The sequence below is a fragment of the Dictyoglomus turgidum DSM 6724 genome (assembly GCF_000021645.1).
Classification (GTDB): Bacteria; Dictyoglomota; Dictyoglomia; order Dictyoglomales; family Dictyoglomaceae; genus Dictyoglomus; species Dictyoglomus turgidum.
Genome location: NC_011661.1, coordinates 478,120 through 500,254 on the forward strand (window position 1 = coordinate 478,120; position 22,135 = coordinate 500,254).

Consider the following 22,135-nt stretch of genomic DNA (forward strand, 5'->3'; position numbering starts at 1 on the left):
GAAGGTGAGATTTTATGAGAATTACCTTTTATGGGGCTGCAGGGGAGGTTACTGGATCATGCTATCTTTTGGAAAATAATTTTAAATATCTTGTGGATTGTGGTATTTTTCAAGGGAGGTCAGAAAAAGAAAATGAAAATCCGTTTTTATTTGACCCTACGGAAATAAAAGCAGTTATTCTAACTCATGCCCATTTGGATCACTCAGGAAGGATTCCTAAACTAGTTAAAGAAGGCTTTAAAGGTAGAATTTATGCTACTTACCCTACTATAGAGCTTTGTGAGATTCTTTGGCTTGATACTGTAAAGTTAATGAAGGAAGAAACAGAAAGGATAAATAGGAAAAATTTAAGATCAGGAAAGCCTCTTGTAGAACCCCTTTATACCGAAAAGGAAGTAGAGATGGCAATGAAACTTTTTGAGCCAGTCCCCTATGATGAAATGGTAGATCTTTCTGATATAAAAATAAGGTTTAGAGATTCGGCTCACATATTGGGAGCTTCCTCTTTAGAGCTTTGGAGTAATGATACAAAAATTGTTTTTTCAGGAGATATAGGTCCTCAAAATAATGTAATGGAAGGACGGCCCTCTATTATTGAGGATGCTGATTATGTAGTTATAGAGTCTACCTATGGAGATAGATTGCACAAGACTTTAGAGGAGACTCGAGCAGAATTTGAAAAGGTAGTGCTTGATGCAATAAATTCTCAGGGTAAAATTCTTATACCATCCTTTGTGGTAGATAGGGCTCAAAGGGTTATGTATGAGCTTATGCTCCTTTCCTATAAATATCCTTTTTTTTCTAAAATTCCCATATTTTTTGACAGTCCTATGGGCAAGAAAGTTACAGCGGTTTATGAAAAGCATAGCAATCTTCTTTCAGGAGAAATACAAAAGTATTTTCTTGAAGGAATAAATCCCTTTGAACTAAAAAATTTAAGATATTTGACAACTCCTGATGAGTCAAAAAGTATAAATGAGCTTGATACAGGGATTATTATTGCAGGGTCTGGAATGTGTACTGGAGGAAGAATTTTGCACCATCTAAAACATAATTTGTGGAAGGAAAATACTCATGTCATATTTGTGGGCTATCAAGCACAAGGAACCTTAGGAAGAAGGATTGTGGATGGAGAAAAAGTGGTTCATGTGATGGGAGAAGAAATTACTGTTAGAGCAAAAATTCATACTATAAATGGTTTTTCTGCTCATGCCGATCAAAAGGATCTTATAAAGTGGACAGAATATTTTAAAAATGATCCTATATTTTTAATAGTTCATGGAGAACCTCAAGCCTCTCAAGCCTTAAGTCAGCTATTGCAATTAAAAGGGAGGAAAACCATTGTCCCATCTTATACCCAGAGTTTAGATCTGGAAAAGAAAGAGATTATAGCGCCTAAAGTTGCTCCTTCTTTTGATATAGAATCTTTACTTGATGAGCTTAGTTCTTATATAACTCAGCTTAAAGCTTCTCCTATTCTTCAAGATTTAGAGAATTATTCTTTATTAAAATCTGCTCTTCATCTTTTAAAAGAGGTAAGTGATAGGAGTAAAAATTTATGAGAAAAATTAGTAAACTAATTGCTTTTTTAGTCATCTTACTATTACTACTTTCTTCGATAAGATCAGATGTTAGGGGAGACTATGCTCTAATGGTTATAAGGGAGCTTTCTGGAGTAGAGTATAAAGGAAGGCAGGCAGGAACTTTTGAGAACTTAAGAGCTTTGAAGTTTATTGAGAGAGAATTGAAGAAGTTAGGTTTGAAAGATGTTTTTTATCAAGAATTTCCTGTAGAGGTTTTTTATTATGATGGAGCTCCTGAATTAGTTTTAAAGGGTAAGGGAAAAGTTTTGAAAAAGTATATTTATAGAAAAGATTTTAGGGATAGATTTTCAGGAAGCTACGACTTAGAGGCAGAAATAAAGAATAATTTAAAGGATATAAAAGGTACCTTTTATTTTGTTAAGGATAGATATGCAGACAAGTATATTCTTTTGGCTCATGCCTATGGAGCAAAGGGAGTAATTCTTGGACTTCCCGAGGATAGGGCTGAGATTATACTACAAAAGTCTATGTTTTTTCTTAAGGAAGATTTGCCTGTAATTTATATAACTCCTGAAGTTTTTGATGAGATATCAAATTATATGCATAGTGAAGGAAGACTTAAAGCTTATTATAGAATTAAGTATAAAAAAGAGATGGCAAAAGCATTTAATTTGTACTTTTTTATCCCTTCTTTGACAAAAACTGAAAAAACTATAGTTATCACTGCTCACGTGGATCATGTGGGGGAAGACTATGATGGTAGCTATTTTCCTGGGGCAAATGATAATGCATCGGGAGTTGGGGTACTTTTAGAGATAGCTAAGGAGATCTGGGAAAGAGGTAATTTTTCTCCCTATAATCTTTTATTTTTAGTAACCAATGGGGAGGAGAAAGGTCTTCTTGGCTCGGAGTATTTTGTAGATTATCCTCCTATTCCTATGGATAATATAGTGTTAAATATAAATTTTGATTGTGTAGGAAAAGGCGAAAATCTTATTATAAGTTATAATACTTATGCAAGTAAATTAGTAAGTAATCTTAGGTTTACTAACAATAATCTGTATTTCGTAAGGGAGTATTATCTTAATGAATCGGATCAATATGCCTTTCATTTGTATGAGAAGCCATTTTTATTTTTCATAGCCATAGATAAAAATGAAGATATTCCAGATCTTCATAAAAAAACCGACACTGTTGACAAAATTTCAAAAAATATGCTCTCTTTTACTATAAATACCTTTTTTGAGATTCTTGATATTCTGTCCCATAATTCTTTAAATTAGTTTTAAATTTTAAAAAGTAAAATTATAATAGGATAGAATAGTGAATAGGATATATGAGGAGAAATTTTGGGGATATAATATTTAAAATAATAGCTATTTTGTCAAGCTTGATCTTAATTGCGCTTGTAGTCTTTCTGTTTATAGAACTTCTTATCTATTCCTTTCCTAGTATTGAGAAATTTGGAATTAAATTTTTAATTGAGAAAGTATGGGATCCTGTGGCTGAAAAATACGGTGCCCTTCCCGCTATTTACGGAACCCTTGTTACTTCTTTCCTTGCTCTTTTGATTGCTTTTCCTTTGAGTATAGGAATTGCAATTTTTATCTCTGAGCTTTCTCCTCCTCTTTTGCAGAGACCTCTTTCTTTTATTATTGAACTTTTAGGGGCGATTCCAAGCCTTATATATGGAATGTGGGGACTTTTCTCTCTTGCCCCTTTGATTCAGCTTAAGGTTGGCCCTTTCTTGCAGAAGATTTTAGGATTTTTGCCCTTTTTTCAAGGTTATCCTATTGGAGTTGGATATTTAACTGCAAGTTTGGTTCTTTCTATAATGATAATTCCTACAATCTCTTCTCTTTCCAGGGAGATTTTAATGGCAGTTCCAAAGGATCAGAGAGAAGCAGGTTATGCCTTAGGAATGACAAAATGGGAAGTAATTTGGAGGGTAGTTCTTGGTAATGCAAGGTCAGGAGTTTTCGCAGCGGGGATATTAGGTCTTGGGAGGGCTCTTGGGGAAGCAGTAGCGGTTACAATGGTTATAGGTAATTTTTATGATATAGCTATATCTTTATTTTCTCCAGGAGTTACCATAACCAGTGTTATCATAAATGAATTTGCTGAAGCAACAGGAAAACTAAAGATTTCTGTTCTTATGGAACTTGCCCTCATACTCTTTTTGATTACTTTTTTAGTTATGGGTTTTGCTAGGTATTATATTCTTAAGAGGACTGAGAGAAGATGAGTTATAAAAAGAGAAAAGCTATAAACAAAATAATGTTATTTATAAGTATCTTAACCTTTTTTATAGGAGCTTTTTTTCTTTTTTGGATTCTTGGAGATATATTTTTGAAGGGTGTAAGGTATATTAACTTTAGAATGTTTTTGGAGCTTCCCAAACCACCTGGAGTTCCTGGAGGAGGAATCGGTAATGCCCTTTTAGGAACTTTTATTCTTACCTTACTTGCAAGTATTATTGGTATTCCTCTTGGAATAATGGTAGGAGTCTATGTAAATGAATATGGAGCGGGAAGACTTGCTTGGTGGACTAAATTTCTTGCGGAGGTTTTAACAAGCTTTCCTACCATTATTATTGGTGTTTTTGTGTATCTTGTAGTGGTAGTTCCTATGAAATCTTTCTCGGCTCTTGCTGGTGGAATAGCCTTATCAATCATTATGTTACCTATTGTTGCAAAAGCTGCCGACGAATCTATAAAAATGGTTCCAATATCTTTAAGGGAAGCTGCTTATGCTCTTGGTGTTCCTAAATGGAGAACTATTTTAAAGGTGGTAATTCCTTCTGCCTCAAGTGGAATTATTACAGGTATAATGATAGCTATAGCTAGGGCTATGGGCGAGACTGCACCTTTACTTTTCACTTCTCTTAATAATGTTTACTGGAGTGTAAGTTTAACAAAGCCTATAGGAAGTCTTACAGTGACTATTTTTAACTATGCCACATCTCCTTATGATGATTGGAGACATATGGCATATGCATCTGCTCTTGTTTTAGTATTTATTGTGTTAGTGTTAAATATTATTGCAAGGTTTTATGGAGGAAGGAAGAAATAGATTTAAGGGAGGAATAGAAGTTGGATAAAATAAGGGTTGAAAATCTCAATGCCTGGTTTGGAAATATGAGGGTTTTAAAGGATATTAGTCTTTCTATAAAAGAGAGACAAATTACTGCTATAATTGGACCCTCAGGATGTGGAAAGACTACCCTTTTGAGATGTTTTAATAGGCTTCATGAATTAAGTCCAGGGGCAAGGGTGGAGGGAAAAATATTTTTAGATGATCTAAACATATATAATAAAAATGTGGATCCTGTTATGGTGAGAAGAAGAATTGGAATGGTCTTTCAAAGACCTAATCTTTTTAATCATATGAACCTTTATGATAATGTGATTGCTGGATATATTCTTAATAATAAAAAATTGCCCAAGGAAGAATTGGATAAAATAGTAGAGGAGAGTTTAAAGCTGGCAGGAATTTGGGATGAGGTTAAAAACAGGCTTAAGGATTATCCTTCTGCCCTTTCTGGTGGTCAACAACAGAGAGTTTGTATTGCAAGAGCTCTTGCAGTAAAACCAGAGGTACTTCTTATGGATGAGCCTACATCAGCTCTTGATCCCATTTCTACTTACCGAATTGAGGAAACTATAAAGGAGTTAAAAGAACATATAACTATAATCATTGTTACTCACAATATGCAACAGGCAGCAAGAGTTTCTGATTATACTGCCTTTATGTATATGGGGGAGTTAATTGAAGTAGGTCCAACCCCTCAGATATTTACTAATCCTAAGCAGAAGCTGACTGAAGATTACATTACAGGAAAGTTTGGCTAATTATTCGTGGAGTTCTTTTAATTCTCCCGTCTCCATGTAATATATTCTTTCAGCTACGTTGGTTACGTGGTCGGCAACTCTTTCTAAGAATCTTGCAATCATAAGTAGTCTTATTTGCTGCGGGGCAGTTTCAGGAGCGTGTTCTATTTCTTCTACAATTTCGTCATAAATTTTATAATAAGTTCTATCTATGGCATCATCTTGCTCAACTACACTTATTATGAAGTTTACATCCCTATTTACAAAGGCTTCAAGGGAATCGCAAAGAATCTTTTCCACAAGCTCAAACATTTTTATTAAGGCTTCATTAATGGGAAGAGAAGGCATTTTTATGAGTTCTATGGTAAATTTCGCTATATCAACACAATAATCTCCCATTCTTTCAATATCACTTATGATCTTCATGGCAGCAGCAATTACTCTTAGATCATGAGCCATAGGCTGTTGAAGGGCAAGAAGCTTTAAACATTTATCCTCAATATCCCAATTATATTTATCTACTATATCATCCATTTCAATTACTTTCTTTGCTAATTCTTCATCTCTTTCTAAAAGCGCAGTTTTGCTATTTTCAAGCATTTGTTTTACCACATTCCCCATTTCTAATAATGAATTCTCTAACTTTTTAAGCTCTTCTATAAAACTCTGCCTTAGCAAAACTTTCCCTCCTTTTTTAAAGCATTTAAAAATTATAACAAAAAATTTTACCCCTAAGCAACAAGATGTAGATTGTTGACCCCTGTAATCAGTATTATACCTCCTCAAACATTAGGACTAATCTTTGGTAAACCCAAATTTATTAGGCTGATCATTCCCTTCTCTAACTCTTTTAGATCCTTCCAACCCTACTTGTTGCCTCACATAATTTTCTATATGAAATAGGTATTCGTTGCCTCATTAAAATTCTATACGAAATCATTCTTCTCTTCCTTGTATCTGTGAGCCTTCCATAACTTTCCCCATGCTTTCTCTATATCCCTCTTTTATTTCTTCTATCTCTTCACATTCCAATACTCTCTCATAAGGGGTCTTTGGTTTATCATAACTCTTTATTACCTTACTACCTCTTCTTTCCTTCTTAACAAGCTTTACTACAGGAAGAAAAAAGTTTACAAATAATCTATAATACTGATAAAGCTCATTTAGAAATTTTAATTCTTTCTCTGTATTATACCTAAAATATCCTACAGCCCTTCTCACTACACTATAATTCTTCTGTTCTACAAAACAATTATCATTTTTCCTATAAGACCTTGTCCTTGTAAAACTTATCCTTTCAGCCTTACAATACCTTAAAAGATGAGCATTGATAAATTCAGAGCCATTATCAGAATCTATACCTAAAAGAGGAAAGGGGACTTGCCATATCTGCTAAAGGTCTATATGAATATGAGATAAAAGATGATGAAGAAAAAACCATTGCACTGACGTTAATTAGAGCTATAGGATGGCTCTCCAAGGAACTTCCATCAAGATATACGATAGCAGGACCTATTATTGAGACCCCTTCAGCTCAATGTCTAAGGAAACTTTATTTTGAATATGCTATTATTCCCTTTAAAGGAAGTTATGAGAATATTCTTAGAAATAGTTTAGATTTTATTGAGGATATAAAAGTTTTTTATGGGGGAAAGTATCCCAAAAGTTTATTCTCTTTTTGAAGTAGATAAACTTATCAGAAATACAATTTAAAAACCTCCCCAAAACAGATTTTGGGGAGGTGAACTTTCAATTAGGCACTTCTAAAAAACTTTGTTAAGACAAACTCTTTATGATTAAGTACTTCGGCACATGTTAGTTTCCCAGAAATAACTCTCAATAAATAATTCCAAAGTTTTTCTCCTGCTTCATCTAAACTTTCTTCCAAAGTTAGAACTTTACTTACATCTACATCTATATGTTCACTCATAGTACTTACAGTTTTAGGATTTCCTGATATCTTAATTACAGGAATAACAAGATTCCCTACCACATTTCCTTGCCCTGTAGGGAAAAGATGCACTACTGCCCCACCTGCAGCAAATAAAGTAATAGCCTCCGCCGCAGCGGAAGAGGTATTCATAAAATAAAGTCCTCTACCGGGAGGAGTTTCTGCCATCTCCAATACACCATCTATTTGAGCCTTTCCAATTTTTTGAATATTTCCTAAAGCTTTTTCTTCTATACTACTTAATCCCCCTTTTATATTTCCTTCGGTAGGTTGAGATCCCAAAAGATCTACCCCTTCATTTTTTATAAATTCTTGATACTCATTAAACATATCCCAAAATCTCTGTCTTTGTTTCTCATCTTTAATTCTCTGAGCAATAATATGCTCTCCTCCTGTTAATTCAGACGTTTCTCCAAAAAGAACTGTCCCTCCATAAGAAAGTAATTTCTCAACAACTTTTCCTACAGTAGGATTTGCAGCAAGCCCTGAAGTAGTATCCGATTCTCCACACTTAATACTCATTACAAGTTCTGAGATATCAACCTCTTCTCTTTCTATTTCAGAGGCATCTTGGACTAGTTTCATAGCAACTCTGGAAGCTCTTTCGATAGTCCTTAAATCACCGTAACCTTCAATATAAAATGCCTCTACAGGTTTTCCGGTTTTAGAAATTCCTTCTGCAATCTTATTTGCCCAATTTTCTTCTATTCCAATTACTATAGCAGAAGCTATGTTGGGATTAGCCCCAGTTCCTATCATGGTGCGAAAAAAAAGATCCAAGTCTCTACCAAATTGAAGTCTTCCATAAGGATGAGTAACAGGAAGTGTACCGGAGATTAACTTACAAATTCCTTCCACTGCGGTATTAGATATATCATCCACAGATATTATTGCCACATAATTTCTAACTCCTACTCTACCATCTGGTCTTCTATAACCTTTAAAAGTTATTCTTTCCATTTTTACCACCTCCTACTTTTTATATTATGAATATGCACATGTTCTCCCTTTTTAATTTCTTTTACTGCCTCACCTATTACTTCTCCATATTTGATGATCAAATCCTTCTCCGATAAATCTTGAAGAGCAATTTTATGCCCTAAGGGAATATCGTCCAAGGCTTCTAATTCTATCCATTTACCTCCTTCTAAGTAATATCCTTTCACTTTCTCCCCTTTTTTTATATCTGCTACTGCAACCCCCACGTTATCCTTTTCATGATGGACTAAAAATTTATGATTCATACTTATCTAACCTCCTTTATTTCTGATTTCTCAAGATAGTTTTTTAAAGCTACTTCCTTTGTATTTCTTATGTGGAGTTTCATATACTCTTCAGCAAGATTAGGATTCCTTTCTTCCAATGCTTTAAGTATGTTTTTATGTTCTCTGAGAGATTCTTCTGCTCTTCCTAGAATATTTACAGAGCTTGCCATAAGAAGTCTTATTTGGCTTCTAATATTCTCGAGAAATCTAAATAGCCTTTTGTTTTTACTCTTGTTCCAAATAGTTTTGTGGAATTTTTCATCAATATCTGAATATTTTTTCAGTTTGCCCTGAGCTATAAATTTTTCTCCTTCCTCTAAAAGTTCTTTTAGCTCTTTTAATGTTTCCTCATCTAAGTTTTCACAAAATTTTCTTACTGCAAATCCTTCTAAAACCTCTCTTAATTCATAAATCTCAATAGCATCTTCAATATCAATTCTTGCCACAAACATCCCTTTTCTTGGAATGTTTTCTACTAAACCTTCCCTTTCCAATCTTACTAAAGCTTCCTTTACAGGGGTTCTGCTTACTTTTAGCTCTTCACTCAACATATCTACTGTTAGCTTTGTTCCTGAAGGGAACTGTCCAGAGATTATTGCTTCTCTAATACTTTCATAAACTTTTATAGATATGAGTGATTCTTCGATAGGCTCTAAGCTTTTCATTTTTTCTCCCTCTTTTCTATATTTTAATTTATTTCAAATTATACATTTTAAATTTAAAATTTTCAACTTGACATTTTAAATTTAAACTGATAAAATTTTTTGCAAAAAGAAAAGTAAAAGGGGAGCGTAAAAATGGTAAAAACGATAAATGTTTATAATCCTTATGATGGAACTATTGTAGAGACTATTCCTGAGTCAACTCTTGAGGACGTAGATAGAGCTATAGAAAAAGCTGAAAAAGGCAAAAAAATTATGGCTGAGATGAGTCTATTTGAAAGATCTGAAATCCTTAGAAAAACTGCAGAAATAATAGAAAAAAATAAAGAAGATTTTGCATCAACCTTGGTTAAAGAAGTCGGAAAGACGATAAAAGAAGCAAGAATTGAAGTAAGAAGGGCTGTTGAAATTTTTAAATTGGCAAGTGAGGAGGCTAAAAGAATTCATGGAGAGACTCTTCCTTTTGATAGTATTCCAAATGGAGAAAAAAGAGTAGGTTATTTCATAAGAGTTCCTGTGGGTATTATAGCTGCAATAACCCCTTTTAATGTTCCTTTAGTTCTCGCCTCTCATAAAATTGCTCCTGCCATAGCAGGAGGAAATTCCATCGTATTTAAACCTTCTACAATAACTCCTTTGGCAGATATTAAATTAGCAAAGGCACTTATAGAAGCAGGACTTCCTGAAGAAGCTATAAATGTAGTGGTAGGACCTGGAAGTACTGTTGGAAATGCTATTGTAAAAGATCCACGGATAAGAATGATAAGCTTTACAGGAAGTAAAGATGTGGGTATGGAGATACTCAAAAACGCTGGCTTGAAAAAAATTAGCTTAGAGCTTGGTTCTAACTCTGCTTTAATCCTTTCCAAAAATGGAGACATTTCTTCTGCAGTTTCTGCTACTATTAAAGGTGGATATGCTGTAGCAGGGCAGGTTTGCATCTCTGTACAGAGAGTTTTTGTCCAAAAAGAAATATATGATGAATACTTAGAAAAATTAATTGAAGGAGTGAGAAATATTAAAGTAGGAGACCCTATGAAAGAAGATACTGATATGGGACCAGTAATTAGCGAAGAATCCGCAAAAAGAATAGAAGAATGGATAAAAGAGGCTGTAGATATGGGAGCAAAGGTAGTTTTTGGAGGTAAAAGAGAAAAAACATTATTTGAACCCACTGTAGTAATAAATGTTCCCACAGAGGCAAAACTATTTTCAAAAGAAGTTTTTGGCCCTGTTGTAGTTGTCAATTCCTTTAATAAGCTTTCTGAGGCTATTGAGATGGCTAATAATTCGGAGTACGGTCTTCAAGCTGGTATCTTTACAAACGATATTGAAGAGGCTTTTTACGCTATCAAGAAATTAGAAGTTGGGGGAGTAATGATAAATGATGCTCCTTCCTATAGAGCAGATTTTATGCCTTATGGTGGAGTTAAGGGAAGTGGCATTGGAAGAGAAGGAGTTAAGTACGCTTTAGAAGAGATGACAGAAATAAAAACTGTTTGCTTTAACTTGAGAGGAGGTGTAGAATGAAGCTTTTTCTTGATACTGCTAATATCCAAGAAATAAAGGAAGCTTGGAGTTTAGGAATTATTGATGGTGTAACTACAAATCCTACTCATATCTCTAAGGAAAATAAAAAATTTAGAGAGCTTATAGAAGAAATTTGTTCTATAGTAGATGGTCCTATAAGTGTGGAGGCTGTGAGCCTTAAAGCTGAAGAAATTGTTAGAGAGGCAGAGGAATTATCTAAAATCTCTCCTAATATTGTAGTTAAAATTCCAGCAATAAAAGAAGGAATAAAAGCTGCAAAAATCCTTTCTGAAAAAGGTATAAAAACAAATATTACACTTGTTTTTTCTCCCTCTCAAGCTCTTTTAGCGGGAAAGGTAGGAGCTACTTATGTAAGCCCATTTGTAGGTAGACTCAATGATATTAGTGAAGAGGGAATAAATTTAGTGGCAGATATAAAGAAAATATATTCTAATTATGGCTTTAAAACTCAAATAATTGTTTCCGCTATTAGAAATCCTATGCATGTGGTAAAAGCTGCTTTGATTGGTGCTGATGTGGCAACCATGAGATTTGATATCTTAATGTCTCTTTTCAGACATCCAATGACTGACCTTGGATTAGAACAATTTTTAAAAGATTGGGAAAAGGTTCCTAAGTAAAAAAAATGTTTAGTTATTACCTTCCATATGGCAAAAATAAAATAGAGATTATAATTCCATATAAGGCTGATATTCTTGAGCCTAAAAGGGTAAAGACTAATAAATCTAAAGATTTGTTGATCTATGAGGCCTTAGATAATCCTTTAGGTCTTAATTCTTTATCTGTTTTTTTAAAATCTAAAAATAATATAGCTATCAGCATAGAAGATGATACTCGGCCTATAAATAATAAGGAGATTCTTAGAATTTTATTTAATTATCTTCGTGAAAAAGAAATTAAAGGTAAAAATATAAAAATTATAGTAGCTACAGGTCTCCATCAGGATAAAACACTTTATGATTTCTCGGATATAAGTTATGATTTTTCTGTTGAAGTAATAAAGCATGATCCTGATAAAGGTTTGATCTTTTTAGAAGATGAAAATTTAGAAAGGGTAGGAATTAATAAAGAATTTATAGAAGCAGATGCAAGAATTATAATAGGAGATGTTGTTCCTCATCAAATTTTTGGATTTTCAGGTCCTCCTAAAAGTATAATTCCAGGACTTGCTGATAGAGAGACTATAAACAAGACTCATAAACAAGTACTTTTTCATGAGCTTAAAGCTGGCATTGAAGATAACATAGTTTTAAAGTGGGTTGTTAATTTTAGCAAGAAAATTCCCAACATTTTCTCTATTAATCTCATCCAAGATGTAGAAAAAAATATAATAAATGTTATAGCTGGAGAAATAACAGAATCATTTAAAAAGGCAATAGAAAAATCAAAAGAACTATATTGTATAGAGGTTAGCAAAGAGTACGATGTAGTGATCACATCTCCAGGAGGCTATCCTGAAGATCAAGACTTATATCAAACTCAAAAAGCATTTAGACATGCCAGTTATATTACAAAAGAGGGAGGAAAAATCATAGTCTTTGCTCCTTGCTCAAGAGGATGGGGCTCTGAAGACTTTAAAAGAATAACAGAAGAGCTATATGACGTTGACAAAACAATAGAAGAGCTTAAATTCAATTTTTCGGTTGGTAAACATAAACTTTTATTTTTTCTAGAACTTGCTAAAAAATACAAGCTATATCTGTATAGTGACTATGACTTTTCAAAAAATATATCTCGTTTTGTTACTGGAGTTACAAGTACAGATCTCGCAGAGATCTTAAATCAAGAAGATAAAAATATAGCAATATTGTATGGAGGAAACTTTTTGGTACCTGTATTAAAAAAATCTAAGGGGGGTGAAATAAGTTACATAGCTTAAACAATAAAAGTTTTTTTAAAAAGTTTCAGAAAATAAAAGATTCTAAGGGGGGTTATAAAAATGAGAAATAAAATAGGTTTTCTCTTGATATCATTAATTTTAATCCTAAGTTTTGTTCTGGCCCAAGCAACACCTTATAAAACTACAATAAATGTATTGGTTTGGGATGATGCTCATACTAAAGCTGTGAAAAGTTTAATTCCAGAATTTGAAAAAGTAACAGGTATTAAGGTTAATTTTGTAGCGCTTCCTACCCGATCTGTACTTGAAAAAGCAGCTGTAGGTATATCTTTAGATAGAACAGATTATGACTTAGTTGCTGTTGATGAACCCTTTGTTCCCCAATTTGGAGAACTGTTAATTCCTTATACTTTATGGCCTAAAGGTAGGGTTTTTGAAAAAGTAGATTTAAAAGACATTGTGGAAGGAGCTGTTAACGCTGCTATCTGGGAGGGAACTCCACGAGGCTTGCCTATAAATGGTAATGTTTATGTTTATATATACAGAAAAGATTTATTTGAAGATCCCAAAAATAAAGAGGAATTTAAGAAAGAATATGGTTACGAATTAAATCCACCAAATACTTTTAAAGAGCTTTTGGATGTTTCAAGATTCTTCTCTAAGAAACCCAATATGTATGGTTTTGGACCATTTACTATAAAAGCTGAGGGGGTAACAGCAGAAGCAGTATTCATTATGTCCTCCTTCGGGACAGATATTCTTAAAGCAAGTGGAAAAACTGTAAGATTAGTTCTTGATAAGAAAAAAGCTGTAGAGGCTATAAAATTCTATAAAGATCTTTTAGAAACAGCACCTCCAGGTAAACTTTCTTTTGGACACACAGAGAGAATTCAAGCATTTAACATGGGACAAATTGCAGTAATGTTTCAATGGCCTGCTTTAATTCCAAATCATGAAGATCCAAAACAGTCCTTAGTAGCGGGGAAAATTGGTTATATTGTTCCACCCGCAGGTCCTGCAAGAAGAGTTGCTGTTACGGGATGTTGGATTCTTGGAATTCCAAAGGCATCTAAGAATAAGACAGCAGCTGCAGAATTTGCTTATTGGTGGGCTTCAAAAGAGGCAGGGAAGAAGCTTATAGAGGCAGGAATGTCTCCTGTTAGAAAGGATCTTCTTTCTGATCCAGACTTACAAAAGACAAGAAAATGGTATCAAGCTACTTTAGAAGCCTTTAAATATGGAATAAGTAGGCCAAGATTTAAAGATTACGCAAAAGTATCAGAAGTAATTCAAGTTTACTGGACAAAAGGTATAAGTGGAGAACTAACCCCGGAACAAGCAGTAGATTCTATGTATAATGAAATATACAAGATACTAAAGGAGGGGGGCTATGTTCAGTAGAGAAAGTAAAATTGGCGGGGCAAAGCCCCGCCACCTAATAAATAATATCATATTTCTCGGCCCTACTATTACATTTCTAACTTTAATGTTAATTTATCCTTTAATATATTCTTTTTATATGTCCCTTCATAAATGGGAACTTACACAAACTAATCCTCCTTCCTTTGTTGGTTTTGGAAATTATCTAAATCTTTTTAAAGATCCTCTTTTCTGGCATGCTTTAAAAATTCAGATAATCTTTGTTTGTACTGCTATTCCTTTAGAATTAATTATAGGGCTTTTAATTGCATTGCTTTTTCAAGTAGAATTTAAGGGTAATAGTATCATGAGAACTTTACTTCTTCTTCCCTTTTTTATTCTTCCATCACTTTCAGGAACAACCTGGAGATTTATTCTTCACCCTACATATGGAGTTTTTGGAGCCATTTATAGATTTTTGGGGAAAAAGCCTGTAGACTGGTTAAGTAATGGAACATTAACATTTATTGCTGTTATACTCCAAGACATATGGAGAACATGGCCTTTTATGTTTATAACTTTATATGCTGCTTTATCAAATTTCCCTCAAGAGCTTAAAGAGGCTGCAGCTATTGATGGTGCAAACAAATTTCAAATCTTTTTCCGCATCATTCTTCCTCTTTTAGTTCCCGCAATAATAGTTGCAGTTTTTTTAAGATTAATTGATGCCTTGAGAATTTTCTCGGAAGTCTACGTAATGACGGAAGGTGGACCGGGTAATGCAACTACTTTTTTATCAATCTTTATTTATAAAAATGCCTTTAGATTTTTTGACATGGGATATGCAAATGCTGCGGGTTATGTATTAACTACTATTGCTATGATTGTAAGTGCAATTGGACTCACAAGAATATTTAGTAGGGAAGTCTATGAATATTGAGGTGATAATGTGAGAAAAAAATTAATTAAAAGCTTAATATTTATTCTGGCATCGGTTATACTCATAATTGAGCTTTTTCCTGTAATATTACTCTTTCTAACAAGTATAAAAACAAACATGGCTATTTGGACTTCACCCACCCCGTTTCACCCTTTCAAACCAACAATAGAACAATACGTAGGAGTATTTCGAGAAACAACCTTTTTTAAGAATATTTTTAACAGTACTTATATAGCTCTCTGGACAACCTTCCTCTCAGTATTAGGCGGCTCTTTAGCTTCTTATGCTTTAGCAAGATTCCCTTTAAAAAAGAGAAGAGAAATAAGTATGGGAATAATATTTACTAGAATGATACCTCAGATTGCTTTAGCAGTGCCTATTTATTACTTGTTTAGAAGAATAGGATTATTAGATACTTACACTGGAATGATTTTAGCTCATACAACTTTCAATCTTCCATATGTAGTCTGGCTTCTTTTGCCCTTTTTCCAACAAATTCCTAAGGAATTTGAAGAGGCAGCTTTAATTGATGGTTGTTCCCATGTAAAAGTATTCACTAAAATATTTCTTCCTTTAGCGTCTTCAGGCATTATTGTTGCAATAATATTCTGTTTCTTAGGATCATGGAATGACTTTATATATACCTTGGTTCTAAGTAATGTTAAAACTACAACTGCTCCTATGTTAGTTACAACTTTTGTAGGGATGTATGCTCCTGAAGTAGGCAAAATGAGTGCTGCTGGGATTTTAATAATTTTGCCTGTTTTTATACTCGCATTAGTATTACAAAGATACATTATCATGGGGCTTTCGGGAGGAGGTATAAAAGGATAGATGTATATAAAAGTAAAAAGATTAAGGGAATACAAAATTGAGAATGGAATCTTTTCAGGGATCTTAGAGTTAGAAGATCAAACACTCTTAGGAATAAAAATAACATTATATGAAAATAACATTTGGAGATTACAAATTTATAGCGATAAAGATAAAACTTCAAATATTAATCTCCCTACAAAATCTATAGAAATAAAAAGAGAAGATGAACTGATTAAATTGTCCGGAATACAAACAGAGCTTATAATTCTTTCTGAGCCTTTTTTCTTTGGTTTTAAGAAGGGTGATAAATTAGTACTCTCTTTAGATAATCATAGAAATGTAGGGCTACTTCATTTAACTCCCCCTTTAGCTAAAAAAGAAAGAGGATTTTGTGGCACTTTTTCTTTAAGTTATGAGGAAAAAATATTTGGATTAGGGGAATTCTTTACACCTTGTGAAAAACATTCCCAATTCTTAGAAATATGGGTAAATGATGCTTATGGGACTTTTACACAAAGAGCATATAAGCCTCTCCCTTTTCTTTGGAGCACAAGAGGGTGGGGTATTTTATTCAATACTAGTTATAAGACAAGGCACTATATAGCTTATCCCTATAAAAATCTTGTAGGGTATTACTGGGAAGATCTTTCTTCTAATTTAGATCTCTTTATATTTTTAGGTAAAGATCCTAAGGAAATCATACAAAAATATCATGCAGTTACAGGAGAACCTGAAATTCCACCGTTTTGGAGCTTTGGACTTTGGATTTCTCGTTGCTATTATTGGAATGAAGAGGAAGTTTTAAAAGTAGCAAGAACTTTAAGGGAAAAAAATATACCTTGTGACGTTATAAATTTAGATGGAAGAGCTTGGCTTAGACATGGATATCAGACTGATTTTCAATGGGATTTAGAAAGATTTCCTGATCCTAAGCGACTAATCTCAGAATTAAAAGAATTAGGATTCAAAATTTGTCTATGGGAAAATCCATATATTTCAGAGAAATCGCCACTTTTTAAAGAAGCAGAGGAAAAAGGGTTTTTTCTTAGGGACTTAAAAGGTAATATAAAGAAAATTAAATGGGTACCTGAAGAATTTCAAGGACTTCATAATCCTCCATTAGCAGGTATCGTAGATTTGACAAATCCTAAGGCAAAAGAGTGGTATAAAGATCTTCATAGACCTCTCCTTAGAATGGGAGTAGATACTTTTAAAACAGATTTTGGAGAAGAAATTCCCGAGGATGTAATTGCATATAATGGAATGAGAGGAGACGAATTGCATAATTATTATGCTTTTCTATATAACCAGACAGTTTATGAGGTGGTAAAAGAAGAAAAAGGAGAAGGAATTGTTTGGGGAAGATCGGGTTATATAGGATCTCACAAAATTCCAGTACAATGGGCAGGAGATACAGAGAGCTCTTATGAAGGAATGTTTACATCTCTAAGAGGTGGCTTAAGTTATATGCTCTCTGGGGGGAATTTATTATGGGCTCATGATCTTGGTGGATTCTATGGAGCAAAACCTAATAGTAAACTCTATATAAGATGGGCTGAATTTGCTTTGCTCAATTCTCTAACAAGAGCTCATGGTACTACCCCAAGAGAACCATGGGAGTTTGGAAAAGAAGCAGAAGTTGTTTTCAAAAAATTTACATATCTTAGGTACTCTCTCCTTTTTTATCTTTATTCCTTTGCAGTCTTAGGGAAGAAAACCTCTGTTCCTGTTATGCGTCCCCTAATATTAGAATTTCCTGATGACTATTTATCACCATTTATAGAAGATGAGTATCTTTTAGGCGAAGATCTTTTGATAGCTCCAGTATTTAAAGAGGAAGATGAAAGAATTGTTTATCTTCCTCCTGGCATTTGGTATAGTTTTTGGGAGAAGGAACGTTTTGAGGGAGGTAAAGTTTATAATTTAACTGTAGCTTTGCATAGAATACCAATTTTTGTAAGAGAAGGGGCAATTATACCAAGATTATTAAAAATAGGAAGAAACACTGAGGAAATTAAGGACTTACTCATAGAAGTATGGTTTCCTAAAAATCAACAAATAAAAAATTTCTATTCTCCTTTTGGTGAGCTAAGTGTAAATTATAAATACGTTGACAAAGACTATTTATATATCCAAGTAAAAAATGCTACTGAACATAAGAACATTTATTTACATGTTTTAGGAATAAATGAGGTTAAACACTTAGAACCTTTAGAAGAGTACAAAATTACTCCTTATGGCTTAGTTTTAAAACTCAAAGATCAAACTACTAATGTTCTGATAGAATTTTAAGGAGGAAAAGTAAAAAATGCTTAAATTAGGATTTTTAGGAGTGACTCAAAAGACTTTTAAAAGTCAAAAAGAAGATATTTATAACAGATCTATAGATGTATTATTGAAACTTTCCCAAAAACTTTCTTTTGAACTAATATACTCTCCATCTCTCATAGAGGATCCTTTTATATTGCAGAAAATTTTAGAGGAATGGCAAGACAAAATTGATTTTCTCTTGTTTCAAACTACAACTTTTGCGGGAGGTTTTTTAGGAGAAATATTGGCAAAGTCAGATTTACCTGTAATTTTCTGGGCTATCCCAGAACTAGAGATAAAGGGAAATCTCAAATGGAATTCTCTATGTTCTCTAAATTTCTTTGCAAGTCTAATTAAAAAATTTAATCCTAAGAAAAAATTTGATTGGATATATACATTTCCTGAAGAAGAAAATAAAGAGCTCATAGAAATACTGAAAGTGTTAAAAATACTAAAAAATCTTAAGAGTCTGAAAATAATTCATTTAGTAGGAACTGCTCCTGGTTTCTTTAATTTAGAAGTTTCTTATGAATTATTAAAATCTAAATTTGGAATTGAAATTAAGAATTATCCTTCCCTTGATATTATTGTAGAAATTATAAAATCTTTAGACAAAAATGAATTAGAAAAAACAAAAGAAGAAATTAAAAAAATTATAAACATTCCAATAGAGGAGAAATGGTTAGATGAAGGGTTAAAAATTGCAATAGCTCTAGAAGAACTTGCTAAAAAAGAGAATGCAAAAGCTATTGCTTCCCGATGTTGGCCCGATTTTAGAGAAACTTTGTCTATATTTCCTTGTTTCAGCTTTGCAATTGTTTCAGAAAAGATTCCCGTTTCCTGTGAAGGAGATATATTAAGTGCCTTAGGAATGTATATATTGAAAGAAATTTCAGAAAAGCCAACATCTGTTTTAGATTTAGTCTATTATGATAATAAGAGTATAATTCTCTGGCATTGTGGAAATACATCACTTTCCCTTACAAAGCCTCCTATAAGTTTAGACTATCAATTTAATCATCCAGGAATGGGATCAACTATTGATAGTAAATTCAAAGAAGGAGAGGTAACTTTATTCTCCTTTAACCAAGACTTGAAAAATGCTTTAATCTTTTCTGGAAAAATTTCCTATCCCTTCGAGAGCAAATTTAAAGGAAGCTTTGCATACATAACAGACTTACCTATAAAGCCAAGGGAATTATTTGATACTATAGTGAAAGAGGGTTTTCCTCATCACTTGGTACTCTCTTACGGGAATTTTGTGGCTTTGATAAAAAAAGTTTTATATTGGTTAGAAATTCCAAGTATAACTTTTTAAATTTTACCAAAAGATTCCAATCTTAACTGGCAAAATTCTACATAATCGATATCTTCCACTTTAGTAATGGTGGGGTTCTCTCCACAAATAGGTCAGGATCTATCCTTAGGAACTTTCACTATGTGGAAACTTCCCTCTAAGGCGTTAAAGATTAAGAGTCTGTTGTAAAAAGTTCTCCTATACCCAAAATATATTTTAAAACTTCATTAGCTTGAATTATTCCTATTATTCCTGCGGTAGTACCTAAAATTCCTGCCTCTTGACAGCTGGGTATCAGACCTGGAGGGGGAGGAGAAGGGAAAATGCAACGATAGCAAGCACTTTTACCAGGCAAAATAGTAATCACCTGACCATCGAATCTTAATATACCTCCGTGGACCAAAGGCTTACTCAACAAAATACAGGCATCATTTACTAAGTATCGGGTAGGAAAATTATCAGATCCATAATAGTAGGGAACAACTTCCACATCGGGATTTATCGCATTAATTATGTCTTTTGCAGATTCTACCTTCTACTTCGGGTAAAATAATTTGTTGTCTTGAAGATCTTTCTATCTGATCTTCTCTTAATAACATCTTATTATCCCTCCCGCTATAGCTAGAATTATAGAAAACTCATCACCATCTTTTAGTGGGGTCTTTTCCATTTCTAAAAAGCGAATATATCTTCTTCGTTCACATAGATGTTAATAAATCTTCTTAAATTGCCATTTCCATCACAGAGTCTTTCTTTAATATCTGGAAATTTTTTATCTAAGTTTTCAATGAGTTCTTGAATGTTTCTTGCCTCTATTTACACTTCATTTTTGTTATCAGTATATTTTAGTAAAGGATTAGTAATTCTAACTTTGATAGACATTTTCCACCTCCAGACTTAATTTTTCTTCAAAAGAGGAAAGATTTGGCTTTATTTTTACTATCTCTCCAAGTTTATCCAAGACTACTTCTTGAGTTTTTAAGCCATTACCCGTTATACAGATCACAATAGATTCATCCTTAGATATTATTCCTTGCTCAATAAGTTTCTTGGCTACTCCTAAAGTAACTCCTCTTGCAGTCTCTGTAAAAATCCCCTTTGTGGACGCTAAAAGTTTTATTGTCTCAACCACCTCTTCATCAGAGACACTTTCTGCCCATACTCCTTCTGCATAATAGGGGCGAAGATTAATGTTTACAAAAGCCCACTTGTATTTTTGTGAAATTTCTGTACATAATCTATTTACTTGGTCATAGTTCCCTTCTACAGCTATTACTCTTGGTTTGTACACAAGGCTTGCTACTATCTTGCCTGTCTCAAGATTTGCAGGAATAAAAATATAACTCTTAAGTTTTGCAATGGCAGCCTGAGCAGATACAGAGTTTGCTAAATTCCCAGTAGAGGTACAGGCAACAGTATCAAATCCAAATTCCTTAACCTTTGAAAGTGCCACTGCTACAACTCTTTAACCCCTAAAACCTTTTCCAAATTCCTTGTTCTTATCAATGGGGTAAAGCCTGAATATAATCCATCAGTAGGCTCTCCATCTATGGGCAAAAGCTCTTTATAACGCCAAAGATTCTTTGGTCTTTTTGAAATGATATCTTTATTAAGCACCTTTTTTTATTTCCTCATAATCATATTCCACCTCCAAAGGGCCAAAACAATCTTCACAAAAATATAAAGGCTCTTTTTGATATGTTTTACCACACTCTACACACTTTAAACCCTTAACATAACTCATTTTCTAATCCCTCCTTCCTTATTTCAATTTTTTGACTTTTATGGAAAAATAATTATTTACTCTTTTAATTTCTAAAATTTCTTGCCCATTATTTTCTAAGCTCCTAGGAACATTTCCTATGGGTTCTCCATCATCAAGAAATATTTCCACCATATCTCCAACATTAAGATTTTCTAAAAATAGCTTTGCCTTCACATAATTTATGGGGCAAGGAATTCCCTTCTTCACTCTCTTCAGATTTTCTCGTTGGAAAATTAAAGTTTGAATCCATGTTTTTATATAACTCTTTTATATGTTCAAAAAACTCTTTTGCATAAGAGAGCTTTTCTTTTCTCTCCTCTAAGGAGGTTTCTTCCTTTAATAGAGATCTTGCTGAGAAAAGTAGAGCTTTTTTAATTTTTTGAGGAGAATAGTCTTCCTTCTCTGCTTCTTCCAGGGTTATTTTTGCATCATGAAGGTCTGCCTCTATCATGTCCAAAACTCCCGCTCTACATTCTCCAGGGCCTATTCCTGCTAAAGGGAATTCTTCTTCTCTTCCCCAATCTATATAGGAAATCTCTATTCTCCTCATAGGGGGAACATAACTATATTCCTCCAAAAGCTCATATATCTTTTTCTCTCTATTATCAAGAAATTCGTAGATCTCGTCATCTTCTTTAACTTCTTCTTCTATCTTCTCTAAGAAACTCTTTAAAAAAAGAGGAACATTTTTAGCAGGGATTAATTCCCACTTCTTTTGCTAATCTTGTAAGTTCCCTTCTCTTCTTCCTCCTAAAAGAAACATATAGAAGGGAACAGATCTACCATAAACTCTTATTACCAAGCCATAAAAGGCAATTTTTCCTATGGGATGTTGTCCACAGGCATTGGGACAACCATTAATTTTAATATCCAATTTGTTAAAAACCTTTTTACCAATAAATTCCTCTACTACCTTTTCAAGCTCCTTGGCAAGTCCCACAGAATTACACAAACCCAAATTACATGTCAAAGCACCCTTACATACAGTAATGTTCAGTAAAGTTT

General features: G+C 33.4%; 21 protein-coding genes and 3 pseudogenes. 13 read left to right on the forward strand and 11 right to left on the reverse strand.

Features of this window, described 5'->3' with window-relative positions; genetic code table 11:
- The first annotated feature begins 14 nt into the window (after window positions 1-14).
- From DTUR_RS02405 to pstB, 5 genes are read left to right on the forward strand one after another with little or no spacing between them, the layout of a single operon-like run.
- Window positions 15-1,562 carry an MBL fold metallo-hydrolase RNA specificity domain-containing protein gene (locus DTUR_RS02405; protein WP_012582858.1) on the forward strand — a complete coding sequence of 516 codons (1,548 nt, stop codon included), beginning with the start codon at window positions 15-17 and terminating at the stop codon, window positions 1,560-1,562.
- Window positions 1,559-2,827, forward strand: a complete 1,269-nt coding sequence (locus tag DTUR_RS02410) for a M28 family metallopeptidase (RefSeq protein ID WP_012582859.1) — start codon at window positions 1,559-1,561, stop codon at window positions 2,825-2,827. The genes DTUR_RS02405 and DTUR_RS02410 overlap by 4 nt, the downstream gene beginning before the upstream one ends.
- Before the next feature lie 53 nt (window positions 2,828-2,880).
- On the forward strand, window positions 2,881-3,789 hold the full coding sequence (pstC, locus tag DTUR_RS02415) for a phosphate ABC transporter permease subunit PstC (RefSeq protein ID WP_012582860.1): 909 nt from the start codon (window positions 2,881-2,883) through the stop codon (window positions 3,787-3,789).
- Window positions 3,786-4,616, forward strand: a complete 831-nt coding sequence (gene pstA / locus DTUR_RS02420; RefSeq protein ID WP_012582861.1) for a phosphate ABC transporter permease PstA — start codon at window positions 3,786-3,788, stop codon at window positions 4,614-4,616. The genes pstC and pstA overlap by 4 nt, the downstream gene beginning before the upstream one ends.
- A gap of 20 nt (window positions 4,617-4,636) precedes the next feature.
- Window positions 4,637-5,395 (forward strand): phosphate ABC transporter ATP-binding protein PstB, encoded by a 759-nt coding sequence (gene pstB / locus DTUR_RS02425; protein WP_012582862.1) that lies wholly within the window; start codon window positions 4,637-4,639, stop codon window positions 5,393-5,395.
- On the opposite strand, the gene phoU is transcribed toward pstB, so the two are convergent.
- The 5 genes and pseudogenes from phoU to DTUR_RS02450 all read right to left on the reverse strand — a co-directional run bounded on the left by phoU (window position 5,396) and on the right by DTUR_RS02450 (window position 9,255).
- Complete coding sequence (gene phoU, locus DTUR_RS02430; protein WP_012582863.1) at window positions 5,396-6,052, reverse strand: phosphate signaling complex protein PhoU; 657 nt, start codon at window positions 6,050-6,052, stop codon at window positions 5,396-5,398.
- Window positions 6,053-6,373: 321 nt separating this feature from the next.
- Window positions 6,374-6,754: pseudogene (locus DTUR_RS09495) on the reverse strand (transposase); the annotation flags it as partial.
- Between the two features lie 373 nt (window positions 6,755-7,127).
- Complete coding sequence (locus DTUR_RS02440; protein WP_012582864.1) at window positions 7,128-8,285, reverse strand: UxaA family hydrolase; 1,158 nt, start codon at window positions 8,283-8,285, stop codon at window positions 7,128-7,130.
- 2 nt (window positions 8,286-8,287) lie between these two features.
- Window positions 8,288-8,569: a UxaA family hydrolase gene (locus tag DTUR_RS02445; protein WP_012582865.1), complete on the reverse strand. Its 282-nt coding sequence runs from the start codon at window positions 8,567-8,569 to the stop codon at window positions 8,288-8,290.
- Between the two features lie 2 nt (window positions 8,570-8,571).
- Entirely contained in the window at window positions 8,572-9,255 is a 684-nt protein-coding gene (locus DTUR_RS02450) for a GntR family transcriptional regulator (protein ID WP_012582866.1), read from the reverse strand.
- A gap of 132 nt (window positions 9,256-9,387) precedes the next feature.
- On the opposite strand from DTUR_RS02450, the gene DTUR_RS02455 reads away from it, so the two are divergent.
- Genes DTUR_RS02455 through DTUR_RS02490 form a run of 8 tightly spaced genes read left to right on the forward strand, consistent with a single transcriptional unit; the run spans window position 9,388 to window position 19,386 of the window.
- On the forward strand, window positions 9,388-10,782 hold the full coding sequence (locus DTUR_RS02455) for an aldehyde dehydrogenase family protein (protein ID WP_012582867.1): 1,395 nt from the start codon (window positions 9,388-9,390) through the stop codon (window positions 10,780-10,782).
- Window positions 10,779-11,423 carry a fructose-6-phosphate aldolase gene (gene fsa / locus DTUR_RS02460; RefSeq protein WP_012582868.1) on the forward strand — a complete coding sequence of 215 codons (645 nt, stop codon included), beginning with the start codon at window positions 10,779-10,781 and terminating at the stop codon, window positions 11,421-11,423. The genes DTUR_RS02455 and fsa overlap by 4 nt, the downstream gene beginning before the upstream one ends.
- Before the next feature lie 5 nt (window positions 11,424-11,428).
- Window positions 11,429-12,682: a lactate racemase domain-containing protein gene (locus tag DTUR_RS02465; protein WP_012582869.1), complete on the forward strand. Its 1,254-nt coding sequence runs from the start codon at window positions 11,429-11,431 to the stop codon at window positions 12,680-12,682.
- A gap of 60 nt (window positions 12,683-12,742) precedes the next feature.
- Window positions 12,743-14,044, forward strand: a complete 1,302-nt coding sequence (locus DTUR_RS02470) for an extracellular solute-binding protein (protein ID WP_012582870.1) — start codon at window positions 12,743-12,745, stop codon at window positions 14,042-14,044.
- On the forward strand, window positions 14,034-14,942 hold the full coding sequence (locus DTUR_RS02475; RefSeq protein ID WP_012582871.1) for a carbohydrate ABC transporter permease: 909 nt from the start codon (window positions 14,034-14,036) through the stop codon (window positions 14,940-14,942). The genes DTUR_RS02470 and DTUR_RS02475 overlap by 11 nt, the downstream gene beginning before the upstream one ends.
- A 9-nt stretch (window positions 14,943-14,951) precedes the next feature.
- Window positions 14,952-15,776, forward strand: a complete 825-nt coding sequence (locus DTUR_RS02480) for a carbohydrate ABC transporter permease (protein WP_012582872.1) — start codon at window positions 14,952-14,954, stop codon at window positions 15,774-15,776.
- Window positions 15,777-18,050, forward strand: a complete 2,274-nt coding sequence (locus tag DTUR_RS02485) for a glycoside hydrolase family 31 protein (RefSeq protein WP_012582873.1) — start codon at window positions 15,777-15,779, stop codon at window positions 18,048-18,050. It begins immediately after the preceding gene.
- Window positions 18,051-18,066: 16 nt separating this feature from the next.
- Complete coding sequence (locus DTUR_RS02490; RefSeq protein WP_012582874.1) at window positions 18,067-19,386, forward strand: L-fucose isomerase-like protein; 1,320 nt, start codon at window positions 18,067-18,069, stop codon at window positions 19,384-19,386.
- A 151-nt stretch (window positions 19,387-19,537) separates the two neighbouring features.
- On the opposite strand, the gene DTUR_RS02495 is transcribed toward DTUR_RS02490, so the two are convergent.
- The 6 genes and pseudogenes from DTUR_RS02495 to DTUR_RS02520 all read right to left on the reverse strand — a co-directional run bounded on the left by DTUR_RS02495 (window position 19,538) and on the right by DTUR_RS02520 (window position 22,088).
- Window positions 19,538-19,855, reverse strand: a complete 318-nt coding sequence (locus DTUR_RS02495) for a HesA/MoeB/ThiF family protein (protein ID WP_164930988.1) — start codon at window positions 19,853-19,855, stop codon at window positions 19,538-19,540.
- A gap of 99 nt (window positions 19,856-19,954) precedes the next feature.
- Window positions 19,955-20,247, reverse strand: a pseudogene (locus DTUR_RS09615) (MoaD/ThiS family protein).
- A pseudogene (locus DTUR_RS02505) lies at window positions 20,231-21,109 on the reverse strand (threonine synthase). Before DTUR_RS02505 ends, DTUR_RS09615 begins: the two co-directional pseudogenes overlap by 17 nt.
- An 18-nt stretch (window positions 21,110-21,127) precedes the next feature.
- On the reverse strand, window positions 21,128-21,337 hold the full coding sequence (locus tag DTUR_RS02510; protein ID WP_207285092.1) for a sulfurtransferase TusA family protein: 210 nt from the start codon (window positions 21,335-21,337) through the stop codon (window positions 21,128-21,130).
- Window positions 21,273-21,680, reverse strand: coding sequence for a hypothetical protein (locus DTUR_RS02515; protein WP_164930989.1), 408 nt, complete (start codon window positions 21,678-21,680; stop codon window positions 21,273-21,275). The genes DTUR_RS02510 and DTUR_RS02515 overlap by 65 nt, the downstream gene beginning before the upstream one ends.
- 168 nt (window positions 21,681-21,848) lie before the next feature.
- The gene (locus tag DTUR_RS02520) at window positions 21,849-22,088 is read right to left on the reverse strand and encodes a hypothetical protein (RefSeq protein ID WP_242603733.1); all 240 of its coding nucleotides are present in this window, start codon (window positions 22,086-22,088) and stop codon (window positions 21,849-21,851) included.
- Window positions 22,089-22,135: the final 47 nt, after the last annotated feature.

Excerpts from the sequence above, each read along its gene's own strand:
- DTUR_RS02465 (WP_012582869.1), top strand. The coding sequence starts at position 11,429 with ATGTTTAGTTATTACCTTCCATATGGCAAAAATAAAATAGAGATTATA.
- DTUR_RS02515 (WP_164930989.1), bottom strand. The coding sequence starts at position 21,680 with ATGAGGAGAATAGAGATTTCCTATATAGATTGGGGAAGAGAAGAAGAA.
- DTUR_RS02410 (WP_012582859.1), top strand. The coding sequence starts at position 1,559 with ATGAGAAAAATTAGTAAACTAATTGCTTTTTTAGTCATCTTACTATTA.
- DTUR_RS02455 (WP_012582867.1), top strand. The coding sequence starts at position 9,388 with ATGGTAAAAACGATAAATGTTTATAATCCTTATGATGGAACTATTGTA.
- DTUR_RS02490 (WP_012582874.1), top strand. The coding sequence starts at position 18,067 with ATGCTTAAATTAGGATTTTTAGGAGTGACTCAAAAGACTTTTAAAAGT.
- DTUR_RS02470 (WP_012582870.1), top strand. The coding sequence starts at position 12,743 with ATGAGAAATAAAATAGGTTTTCTCTTGATATCATTAATTTTAATCCTA.
- DTUR_RS02450 (WP_012582866.1), bottom strand. The coding sequence starts at position 9,255 with ATGAAAAGCTTAGAGCCTATCGAAGAATCACTCATATCTATAAAAGTT.
- pstA (WP_012582861.1), top strand. The coding sequence starts at position 3,786 with ATGAGTTATAAAAAGAGAAAAGCTATAAACAAAATAATGTTATTTATA.
- fsa (WP_012582868.1), top strand. The coding sequence starts at position 10,779 with ATGAAGCTTTTTCTTGATACTGCTAATATCCAAGAAATAAAGGAAGCT.
- pstC (WP_012582860.1), top strand. The coding sequence starts at position 2,881 with ATGAGGAGAAATTTTGGGGATATAATATTTAAAATAATAGCTATTTTG.
- DTUR_RS02440 (WP_012582864.1), bottom strand. The coding sequence starts at position 8,285 with ATGGAAAGAATAACTTTTAAAGGTTATAGAAGACCAGATGGTAGAGTA.
- DTUR_RS02475 (WP_012582871.1), top strand. The coding sequence starts at position 14,034 with ATGTTCAGTAGAGAAAGTAAAATTGGCGGGGCAAAGCCCCGCCACCTA.
- DTUR_RS02445 (WP_012582865.1), bottom strand. The coding sequence starts at position 8,569 with ATGAATCATAAATTTTTAGTCCATCATGAAAAGGATAACGTGGGGGTT.
- DTUR_RS02405 (WP_012582858.1), top strand. The coding sequence starts at position 15 with ATGAGAATTACCTTTTATGGGGCTGCAGGGGAGGTTACTGGATCATGC.
- DTUR_RS02485 (WP_012582873.1), top strand. The coding sequence starts at position 15,777 with ATGTATATAAAAGTAAAAAGATTAAGGGAATACAAAATTGAGAATGGA.